Source organism: Novosphingobium sp. BL-S-19, assembly GCF_055521675.1.
Map to the genome: position 1 here is coordinate 2,691,613 of NZ_CM145498.1, position 15,346 is coordinate 2,706,958.

The window sequence follows — 15,346 nt, forward strand, 5'->3', positions numbered from 1 at the left end:
GTCTAGCTCACCCCATGGTCGGAATGATGAAGGCGCTGTCACCCGCGCCGCCGTCCGGCCAGCGCTGGGTCACCGTCTTCACCTTGGTCCAGAAGCGCACGCCTTCCATGCCGTACTGGTTGTGATCGCCAAAGGCCGAACGCTTCCAGCCGCCGAAGCTGTGGTAGGCGACCGGCACCGGGATCGGCACGTTGACGCCGACCATGCCCACCTGCACGCGGTTCACGAATTCACGCGCGGCGTGGCCGTTGCGCGTGAAGATGGCGACGCCGTTGCCGTACTGGTGCTTGGTGGGAAGCTCCACCGCTTCCTCGAAGGTCTTGGCGCGGACGATCTGCAGCACCGGGCCGAAGATCTCTTCCTTGTAGGCGCTCATCTCGGGCGTCACATGGTCGAACAGCGACGGGCCGACGAAGAAGCCTTCCTCATAGCCCTGAAGCGAGAAGCCGCGACCGTCGACGACCAGTTCCGCGCCTTCATCAACGCCGGTCTGGATCCAGTTTTCGATCTTCTGCTTGTGCACGGCGGTGACGACCGGGCCGTACTGTGCCTCGGGATCGTTGGAGACGCCCACCTTCAGCTTGTCGATCGCGGCGATCAGCTTTTCGCGCAAGATCTCGGCGGTTTCGTCACCCACGGGAACGGCAACCGGCAGCGCCATGCAGCGCTCGCCCGCCGAACCATAGGCAGCGCCCATGATGTCGTTGACGGCCTGATCCATGTCCGCATCGGGCATGACGATCGCGTGGTTCTTCGCGCCGCCCATCGCCTGCACGCGCTTGCCGGCGGCAACGCCGCGCGAATAGACGTAGTGCGCGATGTCGGACGAGCCGACGAAGCTGACGGCAGCGATGCCCGGATGATCGAGGATGGCGTCCACCATCACCTTGTCACCATGCACCACCTGCAGCACGCCTTCGGGCGCGCCGGCTTCGATGAACAGTTCGGCAAGGCGGTTCGGCACCGAGGGATCACGCTCCGACGGCTTGAGGATGAAGGTGTTGCCCACCGCGACGGCCGGGGCGAACATCCACATCGGGATCATCGCCGGGAAGTTGAACGGGGTGATGCCCGCGCCCACGCCCAGCGGCGCGCGCAGCGAATAGACGTCGATGCCCGGACCAGCGCCCTGGGTATATTCGCCCTTCAGCATATGCGGGATGCCGCAGCAGAATTCCACGACCTCAAGCCCGCGCTGGATGTCGCCCTTGGCGTCGTCCACCACCTTGCCATGCTCGCTCGCCAGCAGTTCGGCGAGGCTCTGCATGTTCTGCTCGATCAGTTCCTTGAACTTGAACAGCACGCGGGCGCGGCGCTGCGGGTTCATGGCCGCCCATTTGGGCTGCACGGCCTGCGCGGTAGCCACTGCACGGTCGAGCAACGCAGCGTCGCCCAGCGGCACTTGCGCCTGCACCGCGCCGGTGCTGGGGTTGAAGACATCGCCGAGACGCGCGGACGGACTGCCGGGTCCGCCGACTACGAAGTGGTCAATCAGGCGCATTCCTCATCCTTTCGAAATTCTGTCTTCGGGCACAGGCGCGCCCTTTCAAGGCTAGGTGGTCCCGGCTCGATTTGCAGGCAAGCTGAAAATACGCCATCGATAACTGCACATTTGCAGCCCAGAGAGTGATTTCCCGCAGTGACGATGCCTTACTGATGCCATCGATAGACTGGAGCGACTATCAGGCCTTCCTCGCCATCGCCCGGGCGGGGCAATTGGCCGCCGCCGCGCGCGCGCTGGGCGTGGACCCTACCACCATGGGCCGCCGGTTGCGCCGTTTGGAAGCGGCACTCGGCACCCGCCTGTTCGAACAGACCCGCAGCGGGCAGGACCTGACCGAGGCCGGTGAGGCGCTGCTCGCCTCCGTGGAGTCCATGGCCAGCGCCGCCGGACGGATCAGCGAGCGGGCGGACCAGAGCGACGGACTTTCCGGCACTCTGCGCATCAGCACCTCCGAAGGGTTCGGCTGCTGGTTTCTCGCTCGCCACCTGCCGCAATTCCAATCCGCCCACCCTCGCCTTGCCATCGACCTTGTCGCATCCAGCGGCTTCCTCAGCCCCGGCCGGCGCGAGGCGGACGTGGCCGTAATGCTCTCGCGCCCGCGCACCGGGCCGCTGGTGGCGCATAAGCTGGCCGACTACACACTGGCGCTCTACGGCAGCCGCGACTACCTGAGCGCGCACGGCACGCCGAAACGCCCGGCGGACCTGCTCGAAGGGCACGCGCTCGTCGGCTATATACCAGACCTGATCTACGCGCCCGAACTGCGTTATCTGGACGAGATCCACGCCGGGCTGCGCGCCACGGTCCGCTCCCCCAGCATCACCGCGCAGCAGAGCCTGATCGCCAGCGGCGCCGGGCTTGGCGTGCTGCCCTGCTTCATGGCCGATGGCGATCCCCGACTGGTGCCGGTGCTGCCCGAAAAGCGCATCCTGCGCAGCTTCTGGTTCGTCACGCACCAAGACATCCGCAAGCTCCCCCGCGTAGTGGCGTTCCGGCAGTGGCTTGACGAAACCGTCAGGCGCATGGAGGGAGTTCTCACGCCATGACTGGCAATATTCAGGGACAGCACGCACAGTGACCACGACGACCATCGATCCGGCCGAATTCCGCAAGGTTCTGGGCAGCTATCCCACCGGAGTCTGCGTGATCACCGCGCTGGACGAAGACCGCCCGGCCGGCATGGTGGTGGGATCGTTCACCTCGGTCTCGCTCGATCCGCCGCTGGTGGGCTTCTTCCCGGACCGCCGCTCCACCTCGTGGCCGCTGATCGAAAAGGCGGGCCACTTCTGCGTGAACGTGCTGGCCAGCGATCAGGCGGCCGTCGCCCGCGCGGTCACCGCCAAGGGTGCGGAAAAGTTCGTGGGTGTGGAATATACCGTATCGGAGCACAACCTGCCGATCATCGCCAACTCCATCGCCGCCATCGAATGCCGCCTCTATTCGGTGACCGAAGCGGGCGACCACTGGTTCGTGCTGGGCGAAGTGCTGCGCATGGAAACCGTGCGTGAGGACGATCCGATGCTGTTCCACAAGGGCCGCTACGGCGGCTTTGCCGAGCGGATGTGATTGCCGGAATGCAGGACTTTCGTGTCGATCTGCCGGGCGGAGCGCTCGTCGGCGTGCGGCGCGAAGGTTCGGGCCAAGGTTCGGACGCGCCGCTGGTTCTCGCCCACGGCTTCGGCGGATCATGGCAGGACTGGGACGCGGTTATTGCCGCGCTTCCCGCCGAACTGCCGCTGATCGCCTACGACGCGCGCGGCTTCGGCACCTCTCCCGCCGAACCGGGCGTGCCCTTCTCTCACGCCGACGACCTCCTCGCCCTGCTCGAAGCTCTGGGTGTCGAGCGCGCCGATCTTTGCGGCCTGTCGATGGGCGGCGGCAATGTGCTGCACTTCGCGCTTGACCATCCAGAACGCGTGCGCCGGCTCGTTCTGGTCAGCCCGCTGATGCTCGGCTGGTCATGGACAGGCGAGTGGATCGACCGCTGGAAAGCCATGGGCCGCGCCGCCCGGGCCGGAGACATGGCCACCGCGCGCAGCCTCTGGTGGACCCATCCGCTGTTCGACAGCACGCGCGAAATTCCGGCTGTCGCCGCGCATCTCAAGGCATCGATAGAGGCGTTTCCCGGCACGCAATGGGTGCAGGACGACCAACGCCCGGAGCTGCCGGACGTGGACCGGCTGACCGCCCTCTCCGTGCCGACACTGTTACTGACCGGAGAGCGCGACACCGAGGACTTCCGCCTGATCGCGGAGCTTGTCGCCAGCGCCGGTCAGGACGTCACGCGCATCGACCATGCCGGGGCCGGTCATCTGCTCAATCTCGAAATTCCCGAAGTGTTGGCGGGAGAAATTGCGGCGTTCTTGAATTGAAACTGCCAGTTGCTTGCCGTTGCCAGAGAACGCTACTCATGTTCGGATGACGGACACCAAAGAACTGCAACGGCAGATATGGAATTACTATCGACCCCGGCAAACCCATGCATGGAATATGGTGGTATTAGCCTTCCGATCCTTTGAAGACCTCAAGGGCGACGACGATTTGGGGTTTCCGACAGAGTACTGCTGGGAAAATCTCATCATACGCCTTTGGCTATATCGCACCACTATCAGAACACTCACCAAAATCGACGAAGCAGCGATAGCAGCACGCGCTGCTATCAAGCGGTTTGATGCCAACTTTGATACCGGCGGACGCAACGGGCTTAAAGCCCTCCGCGACATGATCGAACACTTCGACGATTATGCGTCCGGCATAGGGCGCGGCCCCGCCCAACGCGAAACAGATCTCGATCCGTGGCGCAAATTTACAAGGGATTGCTACGTGCGCGGCAGTTTCCGCTTGGAGCGGGCTAAATCACTTGATGCCATCATCGCGTTGCGAGCAGATGCCAAGAAGGCAAGCGAAGGGTTCATTGCTTGGCTAGGCGGCGTGGACAAATTTGAGCCAGTATCTGGCGGTAGCGATATGAACCATGCCGAGGAAGCTGTTGGCAAGCTGGTCGTAGCGGGTGGCGATGGCGCGATTGATCTTGAGGTGGCCGAACATGCGCTCAATGCGGTTGCGCTGCACGTAGAGCGCCCGGTCATGTTCGATTTTCACGCGGCGGTTTGACCGGCCAGGAATGACGGCCTCGATTTTCCGCTTGGCGAGATCGGCACGGATGGAATCGGCGTCGTAGCCCTTGTCGGCGAGCAGGGCGTCGGGCGTGCGCTCGGGCAAAGCTATGAGCGCATCATACGCCTTGCAGTCTGCCGCTTCCCCGACCGTCAGGTGGAAGGCAAGCGGTCGCCCGAGGGCATCAGCCAGGCAGTGAAGCTTACTGGTGAACCCGCCCCGCGAGCGGCCAAGAGCGCGTCGATGAGTCCCCCTTTTCCGCCCGCTGCCGAGACGTGGGCGCGGACTGTTGTGCTGTCGATGCTGTAGTGGCCGCTGTCCGCCATAATCTCGGCCAGCGTCACCGCCACGATTTCCCAAACCCCGGCTTCGCTCCAGCGCCGGAACCGGCGATAGATCGTGTTCCAACTGCCGTATTTGGGCGGCACGTCGCGCCACGGAGCACCGCAGCGAAGCCGCCAAAGAATACCGTTGATGATCGATCGGTTCTGCTCGGGCGGCCTGCCTCTGCCACGGTTCTCGGACTCGATCGGCAGCAAGTCCTTTAGGATGCGCCATTCCGCCTCGGTAAGATCGCCCCTGCTCAAGCCTGCCTCCAAAAAGCAGCCTTGAATCAACTTCATCGCCTTACGTCAATCGCTGCGCGCCTTTCCAGCGGTTCGATTGCGAAAGCCGCTGCTTTCCGAGATAAGGTGCCTATGATAGCCACGCCAATAGACGAAGCTGTGCCCAAGGCATCGACATTGAAGCTGGCGGTCATGGGCTTTCTGACGCTCTGGTGCCCCTATATCTTTGTCTGGTTCATCCAAAAACCGGAATACCCATCGACGTTCCGCAGGGCCTTCACGGCATGGGCGATCTTTTGGTGCGGGTGCGCAGTGCTGTTCTTCGTCGTGCAATTTGCGACGGGCGATCAACCCAGATAAACGCCGAGCCTCGCACCCTTAATTTGTCAACGCCGCCTAAATCACCCTTAAGAGCCAGCAGAAATGCGTTACATCTTTCAGCGCAGCATCAGGACCAACCAACCCCACACGCCATAGACAATTGCTCGCAAGATGGCCAAGCTCACCCTTCAACTTGCGACCACCCGCTGGAGATTTCGCGTTGAACGCCTTTGCACATGGCACCGTCCACGAAGCAGGCGAAGACCTGCAAACCGCCCTGCGCGCGGACCCGGACATCCTGCAGCTATGGGAAAACCTGACGCCGCTTGGCCGGAACGAGTTCATCTGCTGGGTGGATGATGCGAAGCAGGCGAAAACCCGTCAGCGCCGGATCGAGCGGACTTGCGAGGAACTGGTGGAGGGCAAGAAGCGCCCCTGCTGTTGGCCCGGATGCATTCACCGTACCGACAAGGCGCCGAGCAAGTGGCAGCAGGCCGTGTTGATCGAGAAGCAGAAGAAGGCGCCGTGAACTGGCGGTAGCGTAGCGCCGGGTTCCCATCCTTCGACAAGCTCAGGATGAGCGGTGTGTGTTGGGGGCGGGAGCGATCAAACGATATTCGTCATTGCGAGCGTAGCGAAGCAATCCAGAGCGGCGCAGAACCACCGCTGGATTGCTTCGCTACGCTCGCAATGACGACAGGGGCCGGAGACATCCCCGGCCCCTGCCCTCAAATCAGAACTTGCCCGAGATCGAAGCGCCGATCACGCGCGGTTCGTTGAACACGGCGGCCATGTAGTTCTCGATCACACCCTTGAGGTTCTTTTCATTGGTGATGTTGCGGGCGAAGGCGGCAATCTCGTACTGGCCGCCGGGGGCCGAGTAGCCGATCTTCAGACCGCCCTCAAAGTCACCCTTAGAGTAGAACTCCTTGGTCTTGTAGAGCACGAAGTTGGTGTAGCCCTGGAACATCCAGTCGGTCGCCGCGAAGATCGAGCCGCCGTTGCCCAGCGGCACATCGTACCGCGCGGTGACGTTGGCGGTATACTTCGGCGCGTTGGGCAGTGGATTGCCGTCGATCTGCGCGAAGACGCCCTTGCCGGCGACGGTGATCGTCGGATCTTCCACCGTGCAGACCACCACGCCGTTCAGCGCGCAGACCTGTGCGTAGACGTTCTTGTCCTTGATCTCGGTATGCAGCAGGCTGAGGCCGGCGGTCAGCGTCAGGTTCGGAACCGGGCGCGCTTCCAGTTCGGCTTCCATGCCGTAGGCCTGCGCCTTGTCGGCATTGAACAGCACGCCGTTGCCATCGGCATCGTTGCCATTCAGCTGGATGTCCTTCACCCGATAGGCGAAGCCCGAGAGGTTGAAGCGTACCTTGTTGTCGAACAGCTGCGTCTTGATGCCGGCTTCGCCCGAAAGGATCGTTTCCGAATCCGCCGTGGTGAAGTCGGTATTGAACACCGCCGAACGGCCCTGAATGGTGGGTCCACGGAAGCCGGTGGCGACGCGGGCATAGACGCTGACGTCCGGGTTCACCTTGTAGTTCAGGCTGACGTCCCAGCTGGGCTTCTCGTCCGACAGGCGCACGTTGTAGCGGCCCTTGTAGGTCACCACGCCGGCGGCGGTATCGGCGGTCTTGATCAGGCGGGTCTTCTTGGTGTCGTTGGTATAGCGCGCGCCGGCGGTCAGCGTCAGGCCATCCACCAGTTCATAGCTGGCCTGGCCGAAGAAGGCCCAGCTGGTGTTGACGTTGCGCAGGCGCACCCAGTTGTTGGGGTTGTTGGCCGGCGGCGTCAGGAAATAGGCGCGCTGGTAGAAATCGGTGATGTCACGCGAATCGAACCACATCGCCCCCACCTGCCATTTGAAGCGGGTGTCGCCATTGCTGGCCAGACGCAGTTCCTCACTCAGCTGGTCCAGATCGCGCACGTTGCCCTGCGACTGGCCATAGCCGTTGGGCACGCCGTTCACCGGGAAGTCCGCCGCCGCGCCGCCATCGGTATCGCCGCGGCTGTAGCCGGAGGTCGTTTCCCATGCGGTGATCGAGGTCAGCGTAACCGGACCGAAGTCCATCGCGATGCGGTTGGACGCGCCGTAAGTGTCATAGGCCTGCGGATTGTTGTGCGCCTCATCCAGCGCGATCTTGCTGCGCGGCTCATCCGAAACATCGTTCGAACCCTTGGTGAAGGCACCGCGATGGAAGATCGTGGAAGTGCCGTCATACTTGCGGGCGTGGAAGCTGGTCAGCATCGAGAAACCGCTGCCGGTCGGCGCCAGCAGCAGCTGCACGCGGGCGTCGCGCTCCTCGAAACCGCCCATCACGTCCTTCTTGGGCGATACGGTGCCGTCGGCGCTGGGGCCGTCATAGGTGTTGTCCACCCAGTCGTCACGGCGCTGGTAGAGTGCGGAAACGCGGATCGCCAGCAAGTCCTGAATGATCGGGCCGCCCACGCCGCCGTCGAACGTGGCGGTGTTGTACGAACCGTAGCTGGCGCTGGCGCGGCCGGTCCAGCGATCGGTCGTCGGCTTGATCGTGTCGAACTTGATGATGCCGGCAGTGGTGTTGCGGCCGAACAGCGAACCCTGCGGGCCGCGCAGCACTTCCACCTGGTCCATGTCGTAGACCGGGTTGGACTTCAGCACCACGTGCTCCAGCACCACGTCGTCCTGGATGATCGACACCGGCTGCGAGGCGCCGAGGTAGAAGTCGATATTGCCAAGGCCGCGAATGTAGAAGCGCGGGAAGATGCGGCCCGTGGTGGTTTCGGCGTAAAGGCCCGGAACGCGGCCCGCCAGCGCCAGCGTGTCGTCACCGGCGGCCTGGAAATTGCGCAGCTGGTCGCCGGAGACGACGCCAACCGAAACCGGCACGTCCTGAAGGTTTTCGCGGCGACGCTCGGCCGTGACGACGATCTCGCCCAGACCTTCGCTGGCGGCGGGAGCGGCATCGGCCGCGTCCTGCGCCATGGCGGCATCGGCGAAGCCGAGCGAGGCGAGCGCTGAGCCAAGAAGAAGGGCAGGTCGAAGGCAGGAAATGTGTCGCACGGGGGGATGTCCCTTATGGGTTGAGCCGAACGGGCAGCTAGAAACGGGCTGTTACATTTCCGTTACAAGAACTTCACACGCCAGTCCGGGCAACATTCAGGGCGATGATTTCCAATTCAGCGATGCAATTAGGCAACGCTTTTCACCTCCACCATGGATTGAATGGGCAATTGGCGGGCTTGCGACAAGTTCGTCGCAAACCCGCCGGTAATTCAGAACTTGTAGCTGATCTCCAGCCCGTAAGTGCGCGGCTCACCCACAGCGGCGGCATTGTGACCCAGCGCGGCGGCCAAGGTCATGCCGCCGACGAAATAGGCCTTGTCCGTCAGGTTCTTGGCAAACAATGCGGCCGAGAAGTCCGATCCCATGATGCCGTTCCAGTTCAGCCGGCCGTTCACCAGCACATAGCCCGGCAGCTTGGTCCCCGGCGCGATCGAATCCGCCGCGTTGGAGAAATACTGCGCGGTCTGCCCGTAAAGATCGCCGCGCAAGGAGACGCCCGCATCCTCACCCACTGGCAGGAACACTTGCGCATAGGCGGTGCCGGAGAACTTCGGCGTATCGCCCACCGGCCCGTAGGAATAGGGCGTGCCGAACAGTTCGATCTCGCCGTCGGTGAACGTCGCGTTCGTATAGGCCGCCGAACCGCCCAGTTCGAGCCATGCGGCGGGCCGGATATTGCCCTGCGCCTCGAAGCCCCAGATGCGTTCCGAAGGCACGTTTGCGGTCACCGCGATCGAGGCGAGGCCGCCGGGGCCGTCCGGATCGGGGAACTCCACGCGCTGCACGTCCTGCACCCATTGGATGAACACGGCGCTGGCGAAGTTGGCGGGGCGCCCCATGACATCGCCGGCGAACTTCACGCCGCCTTCGATATCCTGCGTATGCTCCGAATTGAACAGGTTGCCGCCATCGGTCGCCGTCGCGTTGACCGGCGGGGCCGCGCCGTTGAAGCCCCCCGAACGGAAGCTCCCACGCGTCTTGAGATAGGCGAACCAGTCCGGCGTGACCTTGTATTCCAGCCCCACTTCCCATGACGGATCATGGAAGGTCTTCCTCTGATCCGGCGCGCCGTAAGTGTAGGTTGCGGCGGGAAGCTGGGCAATCGAGACGCGCTCCCACGTATAGCGCAGGCCGCCGGTCAGCTTCAGGTCCGGCACCACTTCATAGGAGACCTGGCCGTAGACGGCATTCGTCCGGTTGCGGATGCGGAAGTTATTGGTGACGTAGCTGGGCGGAATGATCGGCGAGACATCGAAATAGGTCTGCGGCCAGAGCGTGTCGCTGCGCTGGTTCTGGAAGTAGTAGCCGAAGATATAGTCCAGCTTGCCGTCCATGGCATCGCCGACCAGCTGCAATTCCTCGGATATGGAGCGGACCTTAAGCTGGTTGCCGAACTCGTCCGCAGCGGCATTGGCGGTCAGGATCGTCACGAAGGGCGCGCCCAGCTGCGGCTGCTCGGAACGGGTCTTGGAGTCCGACCAGCCGAAGATGTTGCGCAGCGTCATGCTGTCGCTCAGCTCCGCCTCGGTCGTGTTGGTGACGAACCAGTCCTTGCCATGGTGGCTGGCCCCGCCGGGATGGCGCGTCTTGTACGGCCCGATGCGGCGCTGTTCGTTCACGTAGTCGATCAGGCCGGGTGCATAGGCATCGGGGTGTGCAGCGAGATAGGCGTCCCACGATCCGGGCCCGGTGATCGCGTCCAGCCCCGGTCCGAACAGACTTCCCGCCCCGCAGGTCAGCGCGAAGCCGTTGTTGGTCTGGCCGCAGGAATAGACACTGTAGGTGTAGGACGCGCCGGTATTGGTGCCGCGCGTGTTGGTATATTGCAGCATCGTGGTGTTGCTGATCGTGTCCGTGGGCTTCACCGTCAGCGTCACGCGGCCGCTATCACGGCGGATATCGCCCAGCCGCTCGTCGTTCAGCAGGTTGCGAATGTATCCATCCTTGCGGATCACATCGAAGGCACCGCGCAGCAGGATCTTGTCCGCCAGCAGGGGCACGTTCAGCATCCCCTCGCCTTCCCACATGTCGTAGTTGCCGACGCGGCCGGTCAGCGCCGCCTCCAGCTTGTCGCTGGGCTTGGCCGAATTGTAGAGCACCGCGCCGCCGGTGGCATTGCGGCCGAACAGCGTGCCCTGCGGGCCTTTTAGCACCTGCACGTTTTCCAGATCGTAGAACGAGGAGGCGCTGTTGATCGTCAGCGGCACCTCGTTGAGGTAGGCGATGACGGCCGAGGGCGAACCCGAGAACGTATCGGCGGACTGCCCGCGGATCGAGTACGTCAGCGAGTTGTTGCCCTGCGTCTGGCGTATGGTCAGGCCCGGCGCGATGCGCTGCAGGTCGGAATCGGTCTTCACCCCGCGCTCGACCAGATCGGTGGCATTCAGCGCGGTGATCGCCGCCGGCACGGTAGACAGGCTTTCGTCACGCCGCCGCGCGGTCACGACGATATCGCCTTCGTGGATGGTAACGCCGCCACCCGCCGGTGCCTGCTGCGCCTGTGCATAGGCGCCATCGACGCCCGACAGCACGGTTCCGGCCGCAAGCGCGACCTTCAGCCAGTTCCTCATGTTCCCTCTCCTCCCTGAAGCGGCACACCACCGCCTCAAAAGCCTTGGCCCCGTATTCGGGATCTCTCAGCCTTCCACGCGCTCCATCGCCGCGAATGCCGCAGCGCGAGCGTCGAAAATCTGCTCCAGATGGTTGACCGGATCGCCCACGGTCACGCCGCCTTCCACCGGGATCACCGCGCCGGTCATGTGGCGCGCGCGGTCACTGGCAAGGAACAGCGCCACTTGCGCCACGTCATCCGGCTCGCCGCGCCGCTTGATCAGCTGGTTGGAGAGGTAGACCGCGTTCACCCCTTCCTCGATCCGCGCGGCAAGGCCGCTTTCCGCGCCTTTCTCCCCGAACGAGGACAATTCCGTCCGCACATGCCCCGGCACGATGCAGTTCACCCGGATGCCGTGCCGCGCCAGATCGATGGCGGAGGACTTGGAAAACTGGATCAGCGCCGCCTTGGACGCGCGATAGGTCATCATCGCATGGCCCGCGAGCGTGCCGGCGATGGAGGCATTGTTGAGGATCACGCCTCCTCTGCCCTGCTTCGCCATGATCCGCGCGGCATTGCGGGTGCCCAACATGGGCCCCAGCACGTTGACGCGCATCACCCGGTCGAAATCCTCCAGCGTATCGTCCAGAAAGCTGGGAAATGCGCCGCAGGACATGCCCGCATTGTTGAACAGCACGTCGATCCCGCCGAAGCGGGTGACGGCGGCCTCGATCATCGCCCCCACCGCCGCAGGATCGGATACGTCGGTGCGCTGGTAGACCGCCGAAGCGCCTAGCCTTTCCGCGAGCGCCTCCCCCGCTTCGTCCGCGATATCGGCGATGACAACTTTTGCCCCCTCCGCCGCGAACAGTTCCACGGTGGCGCGGCCGATGCCGCTGGCGCCGCCGGTAACGACCGCTACTTTGCCCGCAAGTTCCATCAGCGCGCCTCGAAAGTGATCGGCAGCGACTCGATGGTGCGCGTGGCGACGGTGGGCGTGTAGCGGATCGCGCTTTCGGGAATGGCCAGCTTCAGGTTCTTCATCTGCCGGGCGATCTCCCGCGCAGCCACCTTCACTTCCATGCGTGCCAGCGCCAGCCCGATGCAGCGGTGCGGGCCGCCGCCGAAGGCCACGTGGCGGCCGAGATTGGGGCGGGTCAGGTCAAATTTGCGCGGCTCCGGGAACACCGTTTCGTCATCGTTGCCCGATCCGTAGACCAGCAGCATATGCGCATGGGCGGGGATCGTCGTGCCGTTCACGGTGACTTCGCGCGTGGTCATGCGGCTGAGCGCACGCACCGGCGGTTCGGCCCGCAGATGCTCCTCCACGAAACGGTTGAGTTGGCGATCGTCGTCCGCCACGCTGTCCAGCAGTTCGGCCATGCCGGGGCGCGTGGTGAGGACGTAGAACAAGTTGCCGATGGCAGTAGCCGTGGTGTCGTTGCCCGCGATCAGCGTGGCCCGCACCAGCGAGACGGCCTCTGCAAAGGTCAGCTTCTCCTTGCCGCCATCCTCATTGGTGACTTCGGCATGGACCAGATCGGAAAGCATGTCTTCCGAAGGGTTCGCCTCGCGCTGCTTCATCTTGGCAATCAGGTATTGCTGAAGCTCCGCGATCTGCGCGGCATTGGCCAGCATCGTCTCGCGGCTCTGCATCGCGCCGATCTGCGCCGTGACCGCGACCGACCAGCGCGAAATCTGCTCCTCCATGCCCTGATCGAGCCCGAGCTGCTCAACGATCACGCGAATGGTCAGCGGGATCGCGATGTCCTTCACGGCATCGCACTGGCCATCGCCGCGCGCCACCACATCGGCGATCACCCCGCGCACCACTTCGGTAATGCGCGGCTCCAGCTCCTTAACGCGGTGCGCGGTGAAGGCCTGCTCCATCAGCTTGCGAATGCGCGTGTGATAGGGCGGATCGGACATGATCGCGTCCGGGAAATAGCCGCCGCCATGTTCCTGGAGGTAGGCCTGAAACTCCTCCCGCATGCCGCGCGCCTGCTGTTCGGAATAGCCGTGCTTGACCGAGAAGGTCACCGGGTCCGACTGGATCTGCGAGATATCCTCGTGCCGCGTCACCAGCCAGGAACCGAGCCGCTCGTCATAGTGGATCGGATCGCCGTGGCGCATGGCGCGATAGAACTCGTTCGGCTGCGCCTGGATCGCGGTATCGGCCAGCGAACCGCTATCGAGCAGCGCCTGTTCCTCGGCGGTCAGTTCCCGCCGCTCGCTCACCCGATCTTCGCTTGCCTGTGTAGCCATATGCCTGTCCCGTATTCTGTGTCCTTGCGATCTTTTATGGACCGGGCGGCGACGGCCAGCCATGCCCGCCCTCGAACCTGTGCTTGCCCCAACGGGCAAACTCTCAATATCCCGACGCCGGCGCCACGGTGACTTCCAAGCCATCCAGATCGTCGTTCATCTTGATCTGGCAGCCCAGCCGGCTGGTGTCCTTCATGACGTCCGCCACCATGTCGAGCATGGCGAATTCCACATCGTCCGGCTCGCCCACCTCGTTCCACCAGTTCGCCGCAACATAGACGTGGCAGGTCGCGCAGGCGCAGCCGCCGCCGCAATCGCCCATGATCCCGGCGACGCCGCGCGAACGGCCCAGTTCCATCAGGCTCACGCCCTCCTCCACATCGGAAAATTCGTGCTTCACGCCGTCGATGTCGGTCATGGTGACATGAAGGTTGCCCATAAATCCGGCCCGGTCCTCTTCGTTTGATTTTCACACGTGATGCCGCAGCCGGGGGGCCGCGCAAAGCGCTCCCCATGCCTTGCGACTTGCCCCAGCGGGAAAACCGCCACCACGTAGCCCGCGCGCCTTCCCTTACAGGACAAGCCCTCTGCCCGGCCCGTCATTTGCCGCGCCCCTCCCCGCTCCTAACCTGCGTTCCACGAGCCACGCACACATCGATGGCCGAAAGGAGAAAAACCGTGGGACGGACACTGATCCAGAACGCCACGATATTCGACGGGACAGGCAAAAGCACGATCAAGGGCGATCTGGTGGTCGAGGGCAACCGCATTACCTCGGTCGGCACCACGACCGTCGCACAGCCGGACGACATCACGATCGACGCCAGCGGCATGTTCCTGATGCCCGGCATGGTCGAAGGCCACGCGCACCTCTCGTTCGAGAACGTCTGCGCGACCGAGGACCTGATCACCCCCTGTCCCGAAACGCAGGTCTTCACCGCCGCGCGCGGCGCCAAGGCATTGATCGAGGCGGGCTTCACCTCCGCCTACGGCGCGTCCGAAGCGAAGCTGAAACTGGCCGTCGCCGTGCGTGACGAGGTCAACGCCGGCCGCCTTCCCGGCCCGCGCATCCGTGCCGGCGGCCTCGAAATCTCCGTCACCGGCGCGATGGGGGATGAGAGCAAGCTGCACAATCCGAGGCAAGGCCCCTCCGCCATCGTCGACGGCGTGGAAGAGATGCGCAAGACCGTGCGCCTCCACTGCCGCGAGGGGATCGACAACGTGAAGCTCGATGTCTCGGGCGATCCGTTCTACCCCGGCACCCCCGGCAACACGACGCCGATGACGTTCGAGGAAGTGCGCGTCGCCGCCGAAACGGCCCATGCCTATGGCCGCAAGATCAACGCCCACACCCGTTCCATCGAAGGATCCAAGCACTGCGTCCGTGCGGGCGTGGACGGCCTGTTCCACTGCGAATACGTGGACGAGGAACTGCTGGACATGATGGAGGAGGCGCGGGACCGCATCTTCGTCGTCCCCACCGTCGGCCTCTTCGCGCAGATCATGGCGGGTGAGGCTTCGGCGCACGGCCTCTCCCCCGAAGTCGGCGGCTACATGAACATTCCGGACCTGCTGGAAAACTCGCTGAAAACGCATACCGAACTGCGCAAGCGCGGCATCCGCCACCTGATCGGCGGCGACTACGGCTTCGGCTGGAGCCCGCAGGGCACGCAGGGCCGAGACCTCAAATCCTTCGTCGATTTCTACGGCTATACCCCAGCCGAAGCGCTGGTCTGCGCCACCCGCAACGGCGGCCTCGCCATGGGATATGGCGGCGAACTCGGCACGCTGGCGCCGGGCAAGCTGGCCGACCTGATCCTGGTCGACGGCGATCCGCTTGCCGACATTTCCATCCTCGCCGGGCCGGAAAAGGTCGCCTTCGTGATGAAGGACGGCGTGGTCCAGAAAATCAGCCCTGCCCTCGCGATGCGCGCGAATACGCCGACGCTCGAAGCGGCGGAATAAGGAGCCTC

At 63.9% G+C, this 15,346-nt stretch carries 12 protein-coding genes and 1 pseudogene; 6 read left to right on the forward strand and 7 right to left on the reverse strand.

The window, feature by feature from the left end; translation table 11 throughout:
* Positions 1 to 7: 7 nt before the first annotated feature.
* The gene (locus ACZ1JV_RS20865) at positions 8 to 1,501 is read right to left on the reverse strand and encodes a CoA-acylating methylmalonate-semialdehyde dehydrogenase (protein WP_465150343.1); all 1,494 of its coding nucleotides are present in this window, start codon (positions 1,499 to 1,501) and stop codon (positions 8 to 10) included.
* Between the two features lie 155 nt (positions 1,502 to 1,656).
* On the opposite strand from ACZ1JV_RS20865, the gene ACZ1JV_RS20870 reads away from it, so the two are divergent.
* The 3 genes from ACZ1JV_RS20870 to ACZ1JV_RS20880 are packed head-to-tail and all read left to right on the forward strand — an operon-like array spanning position 1,657 to position 3,876.
* Positions 1,657 to 2,550, forward strand: a complete 894-nt coding sequence (locus tag ACZ1JV_RS20870; RefSeq protein ID WP_465150344.1) for a LysR family transcriptional regulator — start codon at positions 1,657 to 1,659, stop codon at positions 2,548 to 2,550.
* Positions 2,551 to 2,578: 28 nt separating this feature from the next.
* A complete protein-coding gene (locus ACZ1JV_RS20875; RefSeq protein ID WP_465135642.1) occupies positions 2,579 to 3,070 on the forward strand; it encodes a flavin reductase family protein in 492 nt (163 codons plus the stop codon).
* Positions 3,071 to 3,078: 8 nt separating this feature from the next.
* Positions 3,079 to 3,876 (forward strand): alpha/beta fold hydrolase, encoded by a 798-nt coding sequence (locus tag ACZ1JV_RS20880; RefSeq protein ID WP_465150345.1) that lies wholly within the window; start codon positions 3,079 to 3,081, stop codon positions 3,874 to 3,876.
* A 550-nt stretch (positions 3,877 to 4,426) separates the two neighbouring features.
* On the opposite strand, the pseudogene ACZ1JV_RS20885 reads toward ACZ1JV_RS20880, so the two are convergent.
* A pseudogene (locus ACZ1JV_RS20885) lies at positions 4,427 to 5,244 on the reverse strand (IS5 family transposase).
* A 75-nt stretch (positions 5,245 to 5,319) separates the two neighbouring features.
* Between ACZ1JV_RS20885 and ACZ1JV_RS20890 the strand changes: the two are divergent.
* Together ACZ1JV_RS20890 and ACZ1JV_RS20895 are read left to right on the forward strand one after the other, a co-directional pair.
* Positions 5,320 to 5,547 (forward strand): hypothetical protein, encoded by a 228-nt coding sequence (locus ACZ1JV_RS20890; RefSeq protein ID WP_465148548.1) that lies wholly within the window; start codon positions 5,320 to 5,322, stop codon positions 5,545 to 5,547.
* Between the two features lie 181 nt (positions 5,548 to 5,728).
* A complete protein-coding gene (locus tag ACZ1JV_RS20895; protein WP_465150346.1) occupies positions 5,729 to 6,037 on the forward strand; it encodes a YdeI/OmpD-associated family protein in 309 nt (102 codons plus the stop codon).
* A 204-nt stretch (positions 6,038 to 6,241) separates the two neighbouring features.
* Here the strand turns inward: ACZ1JV_RS20895 and ACZ1JV_RS20900 are convergent, their stop codons facing one another.
* From ACZ1JV_RS20900 to ACZ1JV_RS20920, 5 genes are all read right to left on the reverse strand, one after another.
* Complete coding sequence (locus ACZ1JV_RS20900; RefSeq protein ID WP_465152619.1) at positions 6,242 to 8,476, reverse strand: TonB-dependent receptor; 2,235 nt, start codon at positions 8,474 to 8,476, stop codon at positions 6,242 to 6,244.
* 290 nt (positions 8,477 to 8,766) lie between these two features.
* The gene (locus tag ACZ1JV_RS20905; RefSeq protein WP_465150347.1) at positions 8,767 to 11,127 is read right to left on the reverse strand and encodes a TonB-dependent receptor; all 2,361 of its coding nucleotides are present in this window, start codon (positions 11,125 to 11,127) and stop codon (positions 8,767 to 8,769) included.
* A gap of 66 nt (positions 11,128 to 11,193) precedes the next feature.
* The gene (locus tag ACZ1JV_RS20910) at positions 11,194 to 12,048 is read right to left on the reverse strand and encodes an SDR family NAD(P)-dependent oxidoreductase (protein ID WP_465150348.1); all 855 of its coding nucleotides are present in this window, start codon (positions 12,046 to 12,048) and stop codon (positions 11,194 to 11,196) included.
* The gene (locus tag ACZ1JV_RS20915) at positions 12,048 to 13,373 is read right to left on the reverse strand and encodes a cytochrome P450 (RefSeq protein WP_465150349.1); all 1,326 of its coding nucleotides are present in this window, start codon (positions 13,371 to 13,373) and stop codon (positions 12,048 to 12,050) included. Before ACZ1JV_RS20915 ends, ACZ1JV_RS20910 begins: the two co-directional genes overlap by 1 nt.
* A gap of 103 nt (positions 13,374 to 13,476) precedes the next feature.
* The gene (locus tag ACZ1JV_RS20920) at positions 13,477 to 13,812 is read right to left on the reverse strand and encodes a 2Fe-2S iron-sulfur cluster-binding protein (RefSeq protein ID WP_465150350.1); all 336 of its coding nucleotides are present in this window, start codon (positions 13,810 to 13,812) and stop codon (positions 13,477 to 13,479) included.
* Positions 13,813 to 14,051: 239 nt separating this feature from the next.
* Between ACZ1JV_RS20920 and ACZ1JV_RS20925 the strand changes: the two genes are divergently transcribed.
* Positions 14,052 to 15,338 (forward strand): metal-dependent hydrolase family protein, encoded by a 1,287-nt coding sequence (locus ACZ1JV_RS20925; protein WP_465150351.1) that lies wholly within the window; start codon positions 14,052 to 14,054, stop codon positions 15,336 to 15,338.
* The last annotated feature ends 8 nt before the right edge of the window (positions 15,339 to 15,346 follow it).